General features: G+C 71.3%; 13 protein-coding genes. 11 read left to right on the forward strand and 2 right to left on the reverse strand.

Translation table 11 applies throughout. The annotated features are described in order from the left end of the window. The first annotated feature begins 16 nt into the window (after window positions 1-16). The 11 genes from ACZ6I3_RS04935 (at window position 17) to ACZ6I3_RS04985 (ending at window position 14,778) form a co-directional block, all read left to right on the forward strand. Window positions 17-1,231 carry a Gfo/Idh/MocA family protein gene (locus ACZ6I3_RS04935; protein ID WP_469411785.1) on the forward strand — a complete coding sequence of 405 codons (1,215 nt, stop codon included), beginning with the start codon at window positions 17-19 and terminating at the stop codon, window positions 1,229-1,231. Between the two features lie 14 nt (window positions 1,232-1,245). Continuing rightward, complete coding sequence (locus tag ACZ6I3_RS04940) at window positions 1,246-2,244, forward strand: sugar phosphate isomerase/epimerase family protein (RefSeq protein WP_469411787.1); 999 nt, start codon at window positions 1,246-1,248, stop codon at window positions 2,242-2,244. A gap of 102 nt (window positions 2,245-2,346) precedes the next feature. Then, entirely contained in the window at window positions 2,347-6,078 is a 3,732-nt protein-coding gene (locus ACZ6I3_RS04945) for a ThuA domain-containing protein (protein ID WP_469411789.1), read from the forward strand. Between the two features lie 81 nt (window positions 6,079-6,159). Further along, complete coding sequence (locus ACZ6I3_RS04950) at window positions 6,160-7,344, forward strand: inositol-3-phosphate synthase (RefSeq protein ID WP_469411791.1); 1,185 nt, start codon at window positions 6,160-6,162, stop codon at window positions 7,342-7,344. 26 nt (window positions 7,345-7,370) lie between these two features. Continuing rightward, entirely contained in the window at window positions 7,371-8,411 is a 1,041-nt protein-coding gene (locus ACZ6I3_RS04955; protein ID WP_469412461.1) for an SCO3242 family prenyltransferase, read from the forward strand. Continuing rightward, window positions 8,408-9,388: a sugar phosphate isomerase/epimerase family protein gene (locus ACZ6I3_RS04960; protein ID WP_469411793.1), complete on the forward strand. Its 981-nt coding sequence runs from the start codon at window positions 8,408-8,410 to the stop codon at window positions 9,386-9,388. The genes ACZ6I3_RS04955 and ACZ6I3_RS04960 overlap by 4 nt, the downstream gene beginning before the upstream one ends. Further along, complete coding sequence (locus tag ACZ6I3_RS04965) at window positions 9,385-10,119, forward strand: EboA domain-containing protein (RefSeq protein ID WP_469411795.1); 735 nt, start codon at window positions 9,385-9,387, stop codon at window positions 10,117-10,119. Before ACZ6I3_RS04960 ends, ACZ6I3_RS04965 begins: the two co-directional genes overlap by 4 nt. After that, entirely contained in the window at window positions 10,119-11,039 is a 921-nt protein-coding gene (locus tag ACZ6I3_RS04970; protein WP_469411796.1) for a TatD family hydrolase, read from the forward strand. The genes ACZ6I3_RS04965 and ACZ6I3_RS04970 overlap by 1 nt, the downstream gene beginning before the upstream one ends. A 3-nt stretch (window positions 11,040-11,042) precedes the next feature. Further along, window positions 11,043-12,212 (forward strand): metabolite traffic protein EboE, encoded by a 1,170-nt coding sequence (gene eboE, locus ACZ6I3_RS04975; RefSeq protein WP_469411798.1) that lies wholly within the window; start codon window positions 11,043-11,045, stop codon window positions 12,210-12,212. Continuing rightward, window positions 12,209-13,627: a nucleotide pyrophosphatase/phosphodiesterase family protein gene (locus ACZ6I3_RS04980; RefSeq protein ID WP_469411800.1), complete on the forward strand. Its 1,419-nt coding sequence runs from the start codon at window positions 12,209-12,211 to the stop codon at window positions 13,625-13,627. Before eboE ends, ACZ6I3_RS04980 begins: the two co-directional genes overlap by 4 nt. 92 nt (window positions 13,628-13,719) lie before the next feature. Next, window positions 13,720-14,778: a sugar phosphate isomerase/epimerase family protein gene (locus ACZ6I3_RS04985; protein ID WP_469411802.1), complete on the forward strand. Its 1,059-nt coding sequence runs from the start codon at window positions 13,720-13,722 to the stop codon at window positions 14,776-14,778. 91 nt (window positions 14,779-14,869) lie between these two features. Here ACZ6I3_RS04985 and ACZ6I3_RS04990 read toward each other — a convergent pair whose 3' ends face one another. After that, window positions 14,870-16,264, reverse strand: a complete 1,395-nt coding sequence (locus ACZ6I3_RS04990; RefSeq protein ID WP_469411804.1) for an OFA family MFS transporter — start codon at window positions 16,262-16,264, stop codon at window positions 14,870-14,872. Window positions 16,265-16,384: 120 nt separating this feature from the next. Beyond that, window positions 16,385-18,529 carry an acetate--CoA ligase family protein gene (locus ACZ6I3_RS04995; protein ID WP_469411805.1) on the reverse strand — a complete coding sequence of 715 codons (2,145 nt, stop codon included), beginning with the start codon at window positions 18,527-18,529 and terminating at the stop codon, window positions 16,385-16,387. Between the last annotated feature and the right edge of the window lie 4 nt (window positions 18,530-18,533).

The raw sequence follows: 18,533 nt of genomic DNA on the forward strand, positions 1-18,533 counted from the left end.
CGAGGAGGACTCCCACATGGGACAGCCGCAGCAGCAGTCAGAAGGGACCGAGGAGGCAGGCAAGCCACCCCTGCGCGTGGGGATGGTGGGCTACGCCTTCATGGGCGCCGCCCACTCCCAGGGCTGGCGCACCGCGGGCCGCGTCTTCGACCTGCCGCTGAACCCGGTGCAGGCCGCGATCTGCGGCCGGGACCGGAACGCCGTGCGGGCCGCGGCCGACCGGCACGGCTGGGCGTCCACCGAGACCGACTGGCGTGCCCTCGTCGAACGGGACGACATCGACCTCGTCGACATCTGCACCCCCGGCGACAGCCACGCCGAGATCGCGCTGGCCGCCCTGGCCGCGGGCAAGCACGTCCTGTGCGAGAAGCCCCTCGCCAACACCGTCGAGGAGGCCGCGTCGATGGAACGCGCGGCCGAGGAGGCGTACGCACGCGGCCAGGTGGCGATGGTCGGCTTCAACTACCGCCGGGTGCCGGCCACCGCCCTGGCCCGCCGGATGGTCGACGAGGGCCGCCTGGGCAGGCTGCGGCACCTGCGGGTGACGTACCTCCAGGACTGGCTCGTCGACCCGGAGTTCCCGCTGACCTGGCGGCTGCGCAGGGAGCAGGCCGGTTCAGGCTCGCTCGGCGACCTGGGCGCACACATCATCGACCTCGCGCAGTACCTGACAGGGGAGCGGCTGGCGGGCGTCTCCGCGCTGACGGAGACGTTCGTACGGGAGCGGCCGCTGCCCACCGGCGCCACGAGCGGCCTGGCCGCGGTCTCCTCGGCCGGCACCGGCCAGGTCACCGTGGACGACGCCGCCCTGTTCACCGCCCGCTTCCCCTCCGGCGCCCTGGCCTCCTTCGAGGCCACCCGCTACGCCACCGGCCGCAAGAACGCCCTGCGCATCGAGCTCAACGGGGAGCGCGGCTCGCTCGCCTTCGACCTGGAGCGGCTCAACGAGCTGTCGTTCCACGACGGCACCGAACCGGGCCCGGAGGCCGGCTTCCGCCGGATCCTCGTCACCGAACCCGACCACCCCTACCTGGACGCCTGGTGGCCGCCGGGCCACGGCCTCGGCTACGAGCACACCTTCGTCCACCAGGCCCGCGACCTGGTCCACGCCGTCGCCGAGGGCCGCCGCCCCGAACCCTCCTTCGCCGACGGGCTGCAGGTGCAGCGCGTGCTCGCGGCGGTTGAGGAGAGCGCGGAGAAGAACTCCGTCTACACGCCGATCGCGGTCTGAGGAGGCTGACGCGGATGCCGCGTACGTTCACGCTGTTCACCGGCCAGTGGGCGGACCTGCCCCTGGAAGAGGTCTGCCGGCTCGCCCGCGACTTCGGCTACGACGGACTCGAACTCGCCTGCTGGGGCGACCACTTCGAAGTCGACAAGGCGCTCTCCGACCCCGGCTATCTCGACGGCCGCCGGGCCGTGCTCGACAAGTACGGCCTCAAGTGCTGGGCCGTCTCCAACCACCTCGTCGGCCAGGCCGTCTGTGACGCCATCATCGACGAACGTCACCAGGCCATCGTGCCGGGCGCCGTGTGGGGCGACGGAGACCCCGAGGGCGTACGGCAGCGGGCCGCGGAACGCATGAAGGACACCGCGCGCGCCGCGGCCGCCTTCGGCGTCGACACCGTCATCGGGTTCACCGGCTCCGCGATCTGGCACCTGGTCGCCATGTTCCCGCCCGCCCCCGACGCCATGATCGAACGCGGCTACCAGGACTTCGCCGACCGCTGGAACCCGATCCTGGACGTCTTCGACGCCGAGGGCGTGCGGTTCGCGCACGAGGTGCATCCCAGCGAGATCGCCTACGACTACTGGACGACGGTCCGCGCCCTGGAGGCGGTCGGCCGGCGCCCCGCCTTCGGCCTCAACTTCGACCCCTCGCACTTCGTGTGGCAGGACCTCGACCCGGTCGGCTTCCTCTGGGACTTCCGCGACCGGATCTACCACGTCGACTGCAAGGAGGCCCGCAAGCGCCTCGACGGACGCAACGGCCGGCTCGGCAGCCACCTGCCCTGGGGCGACCCGCGGCGCGGCTGGGACTTCGTCTCCGCCGGGCACGGCGACGTCCCCTGGGAGGACGTCTTCCGGATGCTGCGCTCCATCGACTACCAGGGCCCGGTCTCGGTCGAGTGGGAGGACGCCGGCATGGACCGGCTCCAGGGGGCGCCCGAGGCGCTGACCCGGCTGAAGGCCTTCGACTTCGACCCACCGAGCGCGTCCTTCGACGCGGCGTTCAACAGCTGAACCAGGAACAACGAACCTCCGGGGTGACGGCGCACCCCGGCGCCCGCACCGCACGTCTACGCACCCACCCCGTACGGCCCACCCCGTTCCCGGAGGGACTTCGTGCACAGAACCGGACTCAGAAGCACCCGCACCCCCAGGCATCCCGGGCGTCCCGGGCTTCGCGCCACCGTCGCCCTGTTCACCGGCCTGCTCCTGGCCGTGGGCACCCCGGCCACCGTCGCCGGCGCCCACCCCGGCCACCCGGAACACGACGATCCGGCAGCCGCCGAGGGACAGTTCCAGCAGGTGCCGCTCGCCAAGGGCGAACCCGAGACGGGCGAGCCGATGTCGCTCGCCGTGCTCCCGGACCGCAGCGTGCTGCACACCTCGCGCGACGGCACACTGCGCCTCACCGACCAGGGCGGCGTCACCAAGGTCGCCGGCAAGCTCGACGTCTACAGCCACGACGAGGAGGGACTGCAGGGCGTCGGCATCGACCCGGACTTCAAGAACAACCGGGCGATCTACCTCTACTACGCCCCGCCGCTCGACACCCCCGCGGGGGACGCCCCGGAGACCGGCACCGCCGAGGAGTTCAAGAAGTTCGACGGCGTCAACCGCCTCTCCCGCTTCGTCCTGAACGCTAACGGCACGCTGAACAAGGCCAGCGAGAAGAAGGTCATCGACGTCGCGGCCTCCCGCGGCATCTGCTGCCACGTCGGCGGCGACATCGACTTCGACGCGGCCGGCAACCTCTATCTGTCGACCGGCGACGACTCCAACCCCTTCGCCTCCGACGGCTACACGCCCATCGACGACCGCGAGGGCCGCAACCCCGCCTTCGACGCCCGGCGCAGCTCCGCCAACACCAACGACCTGCGCGGCAAGATCCTGCGCATCAAGGTCGCCGAGGACGGCTCGTACACCGTCCCGGACGGCAACCTCTTCGCCCCGGGAACGGACAAGACCCGCCCCGAGATCTACGCGATGGGCTTCCGCAACCCGTTCCGGATGAGCGTCGACGACAAGACCGGCATCGTCTACGTCGGCGACTACGGCCCCGACGCGGGCGCCGCCGACCCCAAGCGGGGTCCGGCGGGACAGGTCGAGTTCGCCAAGGTGACGAAGGCCGCCAACTTCGGCTGGCCCTTCTGCACCGGCAACAACGACGCCTACCTCGACTACGACTTCGCTACCAAGGAGTCCGGCGAGAAGTTCGACTGCGCCGCCCTGAAGAACACCTCGCCGTACAACACGGGCCTCACCGACCTGCCGCCCGCGCAGGCCGCCTGGATCCCGTACGACGGCGCTTCGGTGCCCGAGTTCGGCACCGGCTCCGAGTCCCCGATGGCCGGCCCGGTCTACCGCTACGACCCCGACCTCGACTCCAAGGTGAAGTTCCCCGAGGCCTACGACGGCGACTTCTTCGCGGGTGAGTTCGGCCGCCGCTGGATCAAGCGGATCGAGCAGAACGGCGACGGGTCCGTAGCGAAGATCAACGACTTCCCGTGGACCGGCACCCAGATCATGGACATGGAGTTCGGCCCCGACGGCGCGCTCTACGTCCTCGACTACGGCGTCTCCTGGTTCCAGGGCGACGAGCACTCCGCGCTGTACCGGATCGAGAACGCCGAGGACGGCTTCTCGCCGATCGCCGAGGTCAGCGCCGACAAGACGTCCGGAGCGGCCGGCCTGAAGGTCAAGTTCACCGGCTCGGCCAAGGACGCCGACTCCCCGGACCTCACCTACAGCTGGGACTTCGGCGACGGCACCAAGGGCGAGGGTCTCAACCCCACCCACAGGTACAAGAAGATCGGCACCTACACCGCCACCTTCACCGCCAAGGACGCCGAGGGCAACACCGGCAACGCCAGCACCCGGATCGTGGTCGGCAACACCGAGCCCAAGGTGCGGATCGACATCCCGGGCAACGGCACCATGGCCGAGTTCGGCAAGCCCGTCCCGTTCAAGGTGACCGTCACCGACCCCGAGGAGACGGTCGACTGCTCCAAGGTCAAGGTCGCCTACAGCCTCGGCCACGACTCCCACGCCCACGAGCTGACCAGCGAGATGGGCTGCGAGGGCACCCTGAAGCCGCCCCCCGGTGACGGCGGCCACGACCCCAACGCCAACATCTACGGCGTCGTCGGCGCCGGCTACACGGACGGCGGGGCCAACGGCCAGGAGGCCCTGACCGGCACCGCCCGCACCGTGCTCCAGCCCCTGCACCGCCAGGGCGAGCACTTCTCCAAGCAGCAGGGCGTCACGGTCATCGACAAGACCGGCGCCAACGGCGGCAAGACCGTCGGCAACATCGACGACGGCGACTGGATCTCCTTCACCCCCTACCGGTTCGACGGGCAGAAGAAGATGACCGTGCGGGCCTCCTCCGGCGGCGCGGGCGGCTTCATCGAACTGCGCACCGGCTCGCCCGACGGACCGCTGCACGGCTCGGCGTATATCCCGCCGACCGGCGGCTGGGAGACCTTCCAGAACGTCGACGTACCGCTGCGGTCCCTGCCCAAGAAGACCACGGACATCTACCTGGTCTTCAAGGGCGGCGCGGGCGCGCTGTACGACGTGGACGACTTCGAGTTCTCCAAGGAGCCGTTCAAGGGAGGCAAGAAGGTCCTCGTCTTCTCCAAGACCGCCGGCTTCCGCCACGACTCCATCCCGGCCGGCATCGCCGCGCTGAAGGAGCTCGGCGGCCCGGCCGGCATCACGGTCGACGCGACCGAGGAGGCCAAGCAGTTCACCACCACCAACCTCGCCAAGTACGACGCGGTGGCCTTCCTGTCCACCACCGGTGACGTCCTCAACGCCGAACAGCAGAAGGCGTTCGAGAACTACGTGGCGGGCGGCGGCGGGTACATGGGCATCCACGCCGCCGCCGACACCGAATACGACTGGTCCTTCTACGGCGGCCTCGTCGGCGCCTACTTCGACTCGCACCCGGCCAACCAGAAGGCCACCGTCCGTGTCGAGGACCACGACCACCCGTCGACCGCCCACCTGGGCGACGCCTGGGAGCGCACCGACGAGTGGTACAACTACCGCACCAACCCGCGTGAGCAGGCCAAGGTCCTCGCCACCCTGGACGAGACCACCTACCAGGGCGGGAACATGAAGGGCGACCACCCGATCGCCTGGTGCCAGAGTTACGGCGGCGGCCGGTCCTTCTACACCGGCGGTGGCCACACCAAGGAGTCCTACGCCGAAGAGGCCTTCCGGGCCCACCTGCTCGGCGGCCTCCAGTACGCCACCGGCCAGGTCAAGGCGGACTGCAAGCCGAGCAAGGACTACCGGAAGATCTTCAACGGCCAGACCCTGGAGGGCTGGAAGCAGGCCGGACCCGGCAAGTTCGCCGTCAAGGACGGCGTGATGGAGTCCGAGGGCGGCATGGGCCTGCTCTGGTACCAGGCCAAGGAGCTGAAGTCGTACTCCCTCAAGCTCGACTGGAAGATGCGGGGCGACGACAACTCCGGGATCTTCGTGGGCTTCCCGGCCTCCGACGACCCCTGGTCCGCGGTGAACAAGGGCTACGAGATCCAGATCGACGCCACGGACGCGGCCGACCGCACCACGGGCTCCGTCTACTCGTTCAAGTCGGCGAACATCAAGGCCCGTGACCAGGTGCTGCGGCCGCCCGGCCAGTGGAACTCCTACGAGATCAAGGTCCAGGGCGAACGCCTCCAGGTGTTCCTCAACGGAGTCAAGATCAACGACTTCACCAACAAGGACCCCCAGCGGAGCCTGACCGACGGCTACATCGGCCTCCAGAACCATGGCGCCGGCGACCAGGTCTCCTTCCGCAACATCCAGTTGAAGGAACTGCCCGTCAAGGGCGACTGAACGGCGGCGGGCGGGGGACGCCGGACCCCCGCCCGCCGTCTCCCTTCCCCCTCGGGTTCGCGCACGACCAGGAGGCTGCCCATGTCCGCGTCCCTCTCCCGACCGCGTGTGGGGGTGTGGCTGATCGGAGCCCGAGGCTCCGTCGCCACCACCGTCGTCACGGGGTGCGCCGCCATCACCGCGGGACTCCACCCGCCCACCGGCATGGTCACCGAGACCCCGGCGTTCACCGACAGCGGTCTGCCCGCGCTGTCCGACCTCGTCTTCGGCGGCCACGACACCCTCGACTGCCCCCTGCCCAAACGCGCCGAGACCCTGACCGCCGGCGGTGTCCTCCCACCGGGCGTCGCCACCGCCGTCGCCGCCGACCTCGCCGCCGCCGACCGGGAGATCAGGCCCGGTGGCCCCACCCCGGGGGACACCAGGAGCGAGGCCGAACTGATCACGGCCTTCGCCGACGACATACGCGACTTCGCGCACCGCCACGCGCTGGAGCGGACCGTGGTGGTGAACGTCGCCTCCACCGAGCCCGCGTCCCAGGGCCCCGACGCCCCTCTCCCTCCCAGCACCCTGTACGCGCTGGCCGCCCTGCGCGCCGGCTGCCCCTACGTCAACTTCACCCCCTCCGAAGGCATCCACCACCCCGCCGCCGGCCGCGAGGCCGAGCGGAGCGGCCTGCCGTACGCCGGACGGGACGGCAAGACCGGACAGACACTGCTGCGGGCCGTGCTGGGCCCGATGTTCGCGCAGCGGGCGCTGAGGGTCCGTGCCTGGTCCGGCACGAACCTGCTGGGCGGCGGCGACGGCGCCGCCCTCGCCGACCCGGCCGCCGCCGCGGCGAAGAACGCCGGCAAGGAACGCGTCCTCGCCGACACCCTCGGCACCGTCCCCGAGGGCGAGGTCCACATCGACGACGTCCCGGCCCTGGGCGACTGGAAGACCGCCTGGGACCACATCGCCTTCGACGGCTTCCTCGGCACCCGCATGATCCTCCAGACCATCTGGCAGGGCTGCGACTCGGCGCTCGCGGCACCTCTGGTCCTGGACCTGGCCCGGCTGACCCTCCGCGCCCACGAGACCGGCCTGTCCGGCCCGCTCGACGCCCTCGGCTTCTACTTCAAGGACCCCGTCGGGGACGGGCCGTCCGGTCTCGCCGAGCAGTACGAGGAACTGGTCCGGTTCGGGCGGAGCCTGGGGCAGGCCGGTGGAGAGGGCCAGGTCATGGGGCCGGTGGCACAGCCCGACGAGACGGGGGAAGCGCTGTGACGGCGCGCGACAGCTCTCGCGGACGCATCGAGGGCGCGTCCACAGCCGCTCTTGGAGGCGGCTCCGGTGACACGGCCCCCCGCCCACGCACCGGCCACTCCCGCCGACGCGCCTGGGCCGAACTTCTCCGTCTGCCCGCCCTGTTCAGCGTCCCGGGCGACGCCCTGGCCGGCACGGCCGCCACCGGCGCGGCGCCCAACGCCCGCACCCTGCTCGCCATCGGCTCCTCCCTCTGTCTCTATGAGGCCGGCATGGCCCTCAACGACTGGGCTGACCGCGACATCGACGCCGTCGAACGCCCGCACCGCCCCCTTCCCTCCGGCCGCGTGCGCCCGGCCGCCGCGCTCACGGCGGCCTGTGCCCTCACCGGTGCCGGACTGGCCCTCGCCGCCCGCGCCGGCCGTCCCGCCCTGGCCGTCGCCGTGCCCCTCGCGGCGACCGTCTGGGCGTACGACCTCGGCCTGAAACACACCCCCGCGGGCCCCGTGGCCATGGCCACGGCCCGTGGCCTCGACCTCCTTCTGGGAGCGGCCGCGACGACCGGCCGCACCCGACCGGCGCTCCGCTCAGCGGCCCTGCTGGGCACCCACACGCTGGCCGTCACGACGGTCTCCCGTCAGGAAGCCCAGGGCGGTTCACCGCTGGCCCCCTTGGCGGCGCTCGCGACGACCGCCCTGCTGACCCGTGCGGTGACGCACCGCCCGTCCGAGCACCGAGGGGCAACCGCTCTCGACCCTCTCGGGCCAGAAACGACTCGGCCTCCAGGACCATTGCCCGGCCGGAAACCCGCAGCCCACCTCAGTCCCGCGAGGCCGCCGGAGAGAGGCATGGCGGTCACCACCGCTCTCGCGGCCGCCTACGTCGCGGCCACCGCCCGCCCCTACTTCCACGCCACGCTCAACCCCTCACCTCCGCTCACCCAACGAGCCGTCGGCGCCGGCGTCCGCGCCACGATCCCCCTTCAGGCCACCCTGACCGCCCGCTCCAAGGGCACGGCCACGGCCCTCCTCATCGCGGCCCTGGCCCCGCTGGGAGCACGGTTCGCGAAGAAGGTGAGCGTGACGTGACCCCGGAGAACTCCCCTCTCGATCCCCTCCAGCCCCTCCAGCCCCTCCGCTTCGGCTACGGCACCAACGGTCTCGCCGACCTCCGGCTCGACGACGCGCTCTCCCTCCTCGCCGATCTCGGCTACGACGGCGTCGGTCTGACCCTCGACCACATGCACCTCGACCCCCTCGCCCCCGACCTCGCCACCCGCACCCGACGGGTCGCGCGGCGGCTGGACGCGCTCGGCCTCGGCGTCACCGTGGAGACGGGCGCCCGCTATGTGCTCGACCCACGCCGCAAACACGGCCCCTCCCTGCTGGACCCGGACCCCGGTGACCGGGCGCGCCGGGCCGACCTCCTCGTCCGTGCCGTGCGGGTCGCGGCCGACCTCGGCGCCCACGCGGTCCACTGCTTCAGCGGCGTCCTCCCGGACGGCACCGACACGGACACCGCGTGGAAGCGTCTCGCCGAGACCCTCACGCCCGTGCTGGACGCCGCCGCCTCCGCCGGCATCCCGCTCGCCGTCGAACCCGAACCGGGCCACCTCCTCGCCACCCTGGCCGACTTCCACCACCTCCGCCGCACGCTCGGCGACCCCGAGCCTCTCGGACTCACTCTCGACCTCGGCCACTGCCAGTGCCTCGAACCCCTCTCTCCCGCCGACTGCGTGCGCGCCGCCGCACCCTGGCTGCGGCACGTCCAGATCGAGGACATGCGGCGAGGCGTCCACGAGCACCTCCCCTTCGGAGACGGGGAGATCGACTTCCCGCCGGTCCTGGCGGCCCTCGCCGCCACCGGTTACCAGGGCCTGACCGTCGTCGAACTGCCCCGCCACTCCCACGCCGGCCCGCACTTCGCCGCACACTCCCTCCCGTTCCTCCGCCACGCCGAGCGGACCGCGGCCAGCACATCGCCCCACCCCGCTCCGGCCCTCCAGCAGGCCGCGCCACCCCACGGCGCTCCCTCCGCCACCCCTGAAGGGAGCAGCACCCCATGACCCAGCCCCGCACCACACCGGCGGCGAGAACCGACAGCACCACCCACACCGGCCAACCCGGTCCCGGCACCGCTCCCACCCCCTCGCCCGCCGACCTCCGTCGCCACCTCACCACCCACCTCGACCGAGCCGCCCGGTCCTGGCTCGAGCACGCCCTCGACGAGGCCGCCTCCCACCCCGGCATCCACGGGCCGATCTCCCCGTGGGAGCTGCGTCTCGCCGAGGCCGGTCGGCGCTGCGGTGCCGCGCACGCCGACGCCGCCCGGGTCCTCATCCTCCACGCGGCCCGCGCCGGAACCGACGCCCTGACCCGGGTGTACTTCCAGGGCACCGCCGACGAGCGCCGCGCCGTCCTGCACGCCCTGCCCCACCTGGTGTCCGGCCCCGCCGCCCTCCCTCTCGTCGAGGACGCCCTGCGCACCAACGACACCCGGCTCCTCACCGCCGCCGTCGGCCCGTACGCCGCCCGGCACCTGGCCGCCCACGACTGGCGCCACGCCGTGCTGAAGTGCCTGTTCACCGGCGTCCCCGTCGACCACGTGGCCGACCTGCCCCGGCGCGCCCACGGCGACGACGAACTCGCCCGCATGCTGGGCGACTACGCCGCCGAGCGCACCGCCGCAGGCCGCACCGTCCCCGAGGACCTGTACCGCGTCCTGGACCTGACCGAGTCCGCCACCCCGGCCCACCGGACGGACGGCACGGACCACCCCCACGGCAAGGAGTCCTGATGCGCATCTTCGACCCCCACATCCACATGACCTCCCGGACCACCGACGACTACGAGGCCATGTACGCCGCCGGCGTCCGCGCCGTCGTCGAGCCCTCCTTCTGGCTCGGCCAGCCCCGCACCTCGCCCGCCTCCTTCCGCGACTACTTCGACTCGCTGCTCGGCTGGGAACCCTTCCGCGCCGCCCAGTACGGCATCGCCCACCACTGCACGATCGCCCTCAACCCCAAGGAGGCGAACGACCCGCGCTGTGCGCCCGTCCTCGACGAACTGCCCCGGTATCTCGTCAAGGACAACGTCGTGGCCGTCGGCGAGATCGGCTATGACTCCATGACCCCCGCCGAGGACACCGCCCTCGCCACGCAGCTCCAGCTCGCCGCGGACCATGGCCTGCCCGCCCTGGTGCACACCCCGCACCGCGACAAGCTCGCCGGCCTGCGCCGCACCCTCGACGCCGTCCGGGAGTCCGCCCTGCCCCCGGAACGCGTCCTGGTCGACCACCTCAACGAGACCACCGTCAAGGAGGCCAAGGACAGCGGCTGCTGGCTGGGCTTCTCCGTCTATCCGGACACCAAGATGGACGAGGAACGGATGGTCGCGATCCTGCGCGCCTACGGCACCGAGCAGGTCCTGGTGAACTCCGCCGCCGACTGGGGGAGGAGCGACCCCCTCAAGACCCGCAAGGTCGGCGACCTGATGCTGGCCGAGGGCTTCGACGAGGACGACGTCGACCGGGTGCTGTGGCGCAACCCCGTCGCCTTCTACGGGCTCAGCGGCCGCCTGAACCTCGACGTCACCGGCACCGAGGCCACGCACGAGGGCAACTCCATCCTCCGCGGCGCCCCCAAGGACCCGCACGAGCCGGATCCCGGCCCGGGAGACGGCGACCAGCCGGCTCGGGTCCCCGTCGCGGAGGCGTGAACCATGCGCTTCCGCCACCCCGACGGGTCCACCGTCCACCTCGCCTACTGCACCAACGTCCACCCCGCCGAAACCCTCGACGGGGTCCTCGCCCAGCTCCGTGACCACTGCGAGCCCGTCCGCCGCCGGCTGGGCCGCGACCGGCTCGGGATCGGGCTGTGGCTCGCCAAGGACGCCGCCCACGCCCTCGTCACCGACCCTTCCGCGCTGCGCGGCCTGCGCACCGAGCTCGACCGCCGCGGCCTCGAAGTCGTCACTCTCAACGGCTTCCCCTATGAGGGCTTCGGCGCCGAGGAGGTCAAGTACCGCGTCTACAAGCCGGACTGGTCCGACCCGGAACGCCTCGACCACACCAGCGCCCTGGCCCGGGTCCTCGCGGGGCTCCTCCCCGACGACGTGGCCGAGGGCACCATCTCCACCCTGCCCCTCGCCTGGCGCACCGCGTACGACGACGAGCGCGCGGAGACCGCCCACACCGCCCTGCGCACCCTCGCCGAACGCCTCGACGCCATCGAGGAACTGACCGGCCGCTCCATCCGCGTCGGCCTGGAACCGGAACCCGGCTGCGTCGTCGAGACCACCCGCGACGCCATCGCCCCGCTCACCGCGATCGGCCACGACCGCATCGGCATCTGTGTCGACACCTGCCATCTCGCCACCTCCTTCGAAGATCCGGACACCGCCCTGGACGCCCTCACCCAGGCCCGTGTCCCCGTCGTCAAGTCCCAGCTCTCCGCCGCCCTGCACGCCGAGCACCCCCATCTGCCCGAGGTCCGCGAGGCACTCGCCGCGTTCGCCGAACCCCGCTTCCTGCACCAGACCCGCACGGCCACAGCCGCCGGGCTGCGCGCCACCGACGACCTCGACGAGGCCCTCGCCGGCCACGCCCTGCCGGACAGCGCACCCTGGCGCGCCCACTTCCACGTCCCCCTGCACGCGGCCCCCGCCGCGCCCCTCACCTCCACACTCCCGGTCCTGAAGTCCGCACTGACCCGGCTCGTCGGCGGCCCGGCCCCGCTCACCCGCCACCTGGAGGTCGAGACCTACACCTGGCAGGCACTCCCGCCCGAGCTGCGCCCCCGGGGCCGCGCCCAGCTCGCCGAGGGCATCGCCGCCGAACTCACCCTCGCCCGCGACCTGCTGACGGACCTCGGCCTGAAGGAGCTGCCATGAGCACCCACCCTTCCGACCCGGGCACCCGCTCGGCCCCGGCAGGCCCCACCCCCCTCCTCGTCCTCGACGTCGTCGGCCTCACCCCCCGGCTCCTCGACCACATGCCCCGTCTCAAGGCGCTCGGACAGTCCGGCTCCCGCGCCGCGCTGGGCACCGTCCTGCCCGCCGTCACCTGCGCCGCCCAGTCCACGTTCCTCACCGGCACCACGCCCTCGGAGCACGGCATCGTCGGCAACGGCTGGTACTTCCGCGAACTCGGCGACGTCCTCCTGTGGCGCCAGCACAACGGGCTCGTGGCCGGCGACAAGCTCTGGGACGCCGCCCGCCGCGCCCACCCCGGCTACACCGTCGCGAACATCTGCTGGTGGTACGCCATGGGCGCCGACACCGACTTCACCGTCACCCCCCGTCCGGTCTACTACGCCGACGGCCGCAAGGAACCCGACTGCTACACCCGGCCGGCCGCGCTGCACGACGAACTCACCGAGAAATTCGGCACGTTCCCCCTCTTCCACTTCTGGGGCCCCGGAGCCGACCTCGTCTCCAGCCGGTGGATCATCGACGCGACCCGCCACATCAACCGCACCCGGCACCCCGATCTGACGCTCTGCTACCTCCCTCATCTCGACTACGACCTGCAGCGCTTCGGCCCCGACGACCCGCGCTCCCTGAAGGCGGCCGCCGCCCTGGACGCCGCCCTGGCCCCGCTCCTGGACGACGCCCGCGCCGAGGGCCGCACGGTCGTCGCGCTGTCCGAGTACGGCATCACCCGCGTGAGCCGGCCCGTCGACATCAACCGCGCTCTGCGCCGCGCCGGCCTCCTGGAAGTGCACACGCAGGACGGCATGGAGTACCTCGACCCGATGGCGTCCCGTGCCTTCGCGGTCGCCGACCACCAGATCGCCCACGTATATGTGCGCCGCCCCGAGGACATCGACGCCACCCGGGCCGCCCTCGACGGTCTGCCCGGCCTCGGCCAACTCCTCGACGACGAGGGCAAGAAGGCCCATCACCTCGACCATCCGCGCGCGGGCGAACTCGTCGCCGTGGCGGAACCCGACGCCTGGTTCACGTACTACTACTGGCTCGACGACGCCCACGCGCCCGACTTCGCGCGACTCGTCGAGATCCACCGCAAACCCGGCTACGACCCGGTCGAACTCTTCATGGATCCCCTCGACCCCTACGTCAAGGTCAAGGCGGCCACCGCACTGGCGCGCAAGAAACTCGGCATGCGCTACCGCATGGCGGTCGTGCCCCTGGACCCCTCACCTATTCGCGGCAGCCACGGCCGCCTTCCGGCGAGCGACGACGACGGTCCGCTCCTCATCTGCTCCACCCCCCGTGCTGTCGGTGACCGCGTCGCGGCCACCGATGTGAAGTCACTGCTGCTCGAACTCGCCGGTCTCGGCTGAGGACAGAGCCTCAGTCCCTGTCTCAGTCCCGACCGGTCACAAGTGAAGCACTCACCACTGACAACGCCCCGCGATCACGAGGAGTTCCACGCATGAGCCGCTTCTCCCAGCCCGATCCCGAGCTCACCCACCGCCTCAGCAGACGCGGCATGCTCGGCGTGGCCGCCGGCGCCACCGCCGCCGCCCTGCTCGGTGCCGCCGCACCCGCGACCGCTGCCACCGGCAACGCGGCGGCCACCACCGGCACCGCGTCCGGCGCCAAGGGCCGAGGCCGCCCCGTGCTGCCGCCCGGCCGCCTCGGCATCCAGCTCTACAGCCTGCGCGACAAGGTCTCCACCCTCGGCTTCGGCCCTGTCTTCGCCGAACTGGAGAGATACGGCTACGACGAGGTCGAGTTCGCCGGCTACACCCAGGGCTCCGCGGGCCCCATCACCCTCGCCCAGCTCAAGCGGCTGGCACGGAACCACGGCCTGAACCCCATCGGCAGCCACGTCGGCTACTACTCCAACGACCCGAACGCCTACACCTTCGCCCAGAACCTCACCAAGGTCCTCGACGACGCCCAGGCCCTCGGCCTCAAGCACATCGGCACGGCCTCGGGCCCGTTCCGCTACGGCTCGACCGTCGACGCCTGGAAGCGCGCCGCCGAGGACTTCAACACCTACGGCGCCGCCGCGAAGGCCCGGGGCATGAAGTTCTACCAGCACAACCACTCCGAGGAGTTCTCCTTCGCCACGGACAACCCCAAGGTCCGCCTCTACGACATCCTGCTCAAGGAGACCGACCCGGACCTCGTCTACCTGGAGATGGACATCTACTGGGCGTACGTCGGCCAGTTCCGCTTCTCCAAGCGTCCCGACGGCAAGCCCGCGCCGTTCGACCCGCTGAACTACGTCCTCAGGCGGCCCGACCGCTACCCGCTGTTCCACGTGAAGGACGGGGAGAGCGACCCGTCGAACCCGTACGGCTACAACATGACCGACGTGGGCGACGGCGACATCGACTACCAGCGCTTCATCTCCGCCGTCACCCGGCTGCGCGGCCACCGCATGGCCCACCACTGGCAGGCCGAGCACGACAACCCGGCCGAGTCCCTCACCTTCGCGCGCCGCTCCAGCGCGCACCTGCACTCCCTGAGGGAGAAGTGCTGAGAGCCGTACCGGCATGAGGAGGCCCCTCCCGCGTCAGGGAGGGGCCTCCTCACAGGTGGGACGGTCAGCCCACGAGCTCTGTCCGGGCGGGTCACGGTCCGGCCGTGTCCTCGCCGAGCGGTTGTGGATTGGGAACGATGCGGCTCCCTTCCTTGTCGCGTCCCGGCGGGCTGAGGAACAGCGCCACGCAGCCGGCGAAGAGCGAGATCGAGCCGGCCAGGATGAAGGCACCGGAGTGCCCCCATGCGCCGACGACCACGGCACCCATGCCCGCTCCCAGACCGGAGACGAGCTTGGCGCTGTAGACCATGCCGTAGTTGGACGCGTTGTTGTTCTCGCCGAAGTAGTCCGCGGTGAGGGCCGCGAACATCGGGAAGATCGCGCCGCCGCCGAAGCCGGAGATCGCGGAGAAGATCAGGAACAGGGTCAGGTTCTTGCTGTCCGCCGACCAGAGGATGCCGAACTGGGCGAGGCCCAGGATGACGCACACGGCGAGCAGGCACCGCTTGCGGCCGTAGAGGTCGGAGAGCCAGCCGATGACGCCGCGGCCGGTACCGTTGACGATCGCCTTGAGGGACATGGCCGTGGCCACGATCCCGCCCGCGAAGCCGGCCTCCTCGCCGATGTCCACCTGGAACGCGATACCGAAGATGTTCACGCCGGACGTGCACGCCAGACAGAACCACATCAGGGCCACCCGGCCGGTCTTCCACGCCTCCTTGGGGGAGTACTGGTGGACCGCCGGCGGGTTCATCCGCATCGAGCGGGCCGCACGCGGGTCGGCGGGCGGGTTCAGCGGGTCGATCGCGGAGGGCCACCAGTTCTTCGGCGGGTCCCTGAAGAAGTAGCCGGAGAACGCGACGATTCCGGCCAGGAACACACCCACCGAGACCAGCACCCAGCGGAAGTTGGTCAGGTCCATGTAGCCGTTGAAGAGGAAGACGAAGGGCACCGAGCCGTAGGCGAAACCGCCGTTGACGAAGCCGGTCTTGCCGCCCTTGCGCTCCGGATACCACTTGCCGACCATGTTGACGCAGGTGGCGTACACCATGCCCGCGCCCATGCCGCTGAACATGCTGAAGCCGATGTAGGCGAAGACGACGTGCGGCGCGAACGCCAGCGACAGATAGCCCAGCAGGGTGCCCGTCGCCCCGCACATCATCGCCCAGCGGGCCGGAAGCCTTCCGCTCTCACGCAGCTTGCCCGCGGGGAAGGCCACCGCGGCCTGGAAGAAGACCCAGACGGTCATCATCCAGAAGATGTGCATGCTGTTCCAGCTGTGCGCCGTGTGCAGGGTGTCCTCGGCGGAGGCGAACGCGTACTCGGCGGAGGAGATGCCCATCATGCCGATCCACGGCAGGATCACCATCCACTTGCGCTTGCGCCCCATGATGTCGATGTCGGATTCGCCGACGCGATAGACGCGTCCGTTCTTGTCGGTCAGCTCGCGATAGGCGGCGACCCGTGGAACGTCGGTGGTTGTCACGTGGATTGCACCCCTTGCGTCGAAAGATCTGGCCAGCGCCCCCTGTCCCATGCCTTTCGTGCGCGTACGGGTCCCGGGGCCGGCCGACGCGCACCGTCGGCCGGCCCCCGCTCCCTCACCTCATGTACCGCCCCCCAGCACCCCCGCCTCCCGCGCCCAGCGGTACTTGGCGCCGAGCACGGCCACCGGCTTCTCGGTCGTGTACGGGTACGCCACGACCCCGCGCTCGAAGAGGTACTGGCAGGCCTCCTCGACCTCCACGTCGCCCGCGAGCGACGCCACGACCGGCTTCTCGATGCCCCGCTCCCGGAACTCGGCCACCACGCGCGCGGTGAGCTCCGCGAAGACCATCGGAGGGGTGACGATGGTGTGCCAGTAGCCGAGGACGAGCGCGTGGATGCGCGGATCCTCCATCCCCAGCCGGATCGTCGCCTCGTACGTCGACGGCGGCTCGCCCCCGGTGATGTCCACCGGGTTGCCCGCGGCCCCGAAGGGCGGGATGAACTTCCGGAACGCCTCGTCCAGGTCGGGCGGGATCTCCATCAGCGACAGCCCGTTGTCCGTCACCGCGTCCGAGAGCAGCACACCGCTGCCGCCGGCCCCCGTGATGATGACGATGTTGTCGCCCTGGGGGGCGGGAAGCACCGGCAACGCGCGCGCGTACTCCAGCATCTCGTTCAGCCCGGGGGCCCGGATGACCCCGGCCTGCCGCAGGATGTCGTCGTACACGGCGTCGTCGCCCGCCAGGGCACCGGTGTGCGAACCGGCCGCCTTCGCGCCCGCCGCCGTACGCCCCGCCTTCAGTACCACCACCGGCTTCTTCGGCACGGTCGCCCGCGCGGCCTCCACGAAGGCGCGGCCGTCCTTGAGGTCCTCCAGGTGCATCGCGATGCACTGGGTGTTGGGATCCTCCCCGAACCAGGTCAGCAGGTCGTCCTCGTCCAGGTCCGACTTGTTGCCGAGCCCCACGATCGCCGACACACCCGTCTTGGTGGTGCGGGCGAAGCCCAGGATCGCCATCCCGATGCCGCCCGACTGCGAGGTCAGCGCGACTCCGCCCTTGACGTCGTACGGCGTGCAGAACGTGGCGCAGAGGTCCTGCCAGGTGGAGTAGTAGCCGTAGATGTTCGGGCCCAGCAGTCGTACGCCGTGCCGCTCGGCGATCTCCACGATCTCCGCCTGGAGTTCGTGCTCGCCGGTCTCGGCGAAACCGGAGGGGATCAGCACGGCGTTCGGGATCTTCTTGCGTCCCACCTCCTCCAGGGCCGAGGCCACGAACTTGGCGGGGATCGCGAAGACCGCCACATCCACCTCTCCGGGAACGTCCGTGACACTCTTGTACGCCTTGCGGCCCAGGATGTCATCGGCCTTGGGATTCACCGGATGGATGTCCCCGGCGAAACCTCCGTCGACGAGGTTGCGCATCACCGAGTTGCCGATCTTGCCCTGCTCGTTGGAGGCACCGATCACGGCGACCGAACTCGGCTGCATCAGCCGGCGCATGGACGCGAGGATCTCGTCCCTCGAGTACTTCCGGCGTGGCGCGGGCTGCGACTCGGCGAGGATGACCCGGATGTCGGCCGCCACCGCCCCCTCCGCGGTGGCGATCACCGGGTTGAGGTCGACTTCCGCGATCTCCGGGAAGTCCGCGACGAGTTCGGACACGCGGCGGATCTGCTCGGCCACGGCCCACCGGTCCACACCCGCCTGGCCGCGCACCCCGCGCAGGATCTCCGCCGAGCGGATCGAGTCCAACATCGACAGGGCCTCGTCGGCGTCCACCGGGGCGAGCCGGAAGGTGACGTCCTTCAGGACCTCGACGAGGACCCCGCCGAGCCCGAACGCGACCACCTTCCCGAAGGTCGGGTCGGTGACCGCGCCGACGATGACCTCCTGCCCCTTCGGCAGCAGCTCCTGCACCTGCACACCGTCGATGCGGGCGTCCGCGTCGTAGGCGCGCGCGTTGTCGATGATGGTGTGGAACGCGGCCCGTACGTCCGCGGCGCCCTCGACGCCGACGACGACCCCGCCGGCGTCGGTCTTGTGCAGGATGTCCGGCGAGACGATCTTCATCACGACGGGCCCGCCGAAGCGCGCCGCGAACGCCACGGCCTCCTCGACGTCGGTCGCCAGCTCCTCGCCCGGTACGGCGATCCCGTACGCGTCGGCGATCACCTTGCCCTCGGGCGCGGTCAGCGCGGTCCGCCCCTCGGCCCGCACGGAGTCGAGGAGGCCGCGCACCCGCAGGAGGCGGTCTTCTGCCATCACG

The organism is Streptomyces sp. NPDC041940 (genome assembly GCF_055589465.1).

What these genes read in the sequence shown, in the direction of transcription:
- ACZ6I3_RS04995 (WP_469411805.1), bottom strand. Translation starts at nt 18,529, where the DNA reads ATGGCAGAAGACCGCCTCCTGCGGGTGCGCGGCCTCCTCGACTCCGTG.
- ACZ6I3_RS04970 (WP_469411796.1), top strand. Translation starts at nt 10,119, where the DNA reads ATGCGCATCTTCGACCCCCACATCCACATGACCTCCCGGACCACCGAC.
- ACZ6I3_RS04965 (WP_469411795.1), top strand. Translation starts at nt 9,385, where the DNA reads ATGACCCAGCCCCGCACCACACCGGCGGCGAGAACCGACAGCACCACC.
- ACZ6I3_RS04950 (WP_469411791.1), top strand. Translation starts at nt 6,160, where the DNA reads ATGTCCGCGTCCCTCTCCCGACCGCGTGTGGGGGTGTGGCTGATCGGA.
- ACZ6I3_RS04935 (WP_469411785.1), top strand. Translation starts at nt 17, where the DNA reads ATGGGACAGCCGCAGCAGCAGTCAGAAGGGACCGAGGAGGCAGGCAAG.
- ACZ6I3_RS04980 (WP_469411800.1), top strand. Translation starts at nt 12,209, where the DNA reads ATGAGCACCCACCCTTCCGACCCGGGCACCCGCTCGGCCCCGGCAGGC.
- ACZ6I3_RS04985 (WP_469411802.1), top strand. Translation starts at nt 13,720, where the DNA reads ATGAGCCGCTTCTCCCAGCCCGATCCCGAGCTCACCCACCGCCTCAGC.
- eboE (WP_469411798.1), top strand. Translation starts at nt 11,043, where the DNA reads ATGCGCTTCCGCCACCCCGACGGGTCCACCGTCCACCTCGCCTACTGC.
- ACZ6I3_RS04940 (WP_469411787.1), top strand. Translation starts at nt 1,246, where the DNA reads ATGCCGCGTACGTTCACGCTGTTCACCGGCCAGTGGGCGGACCTGCCC.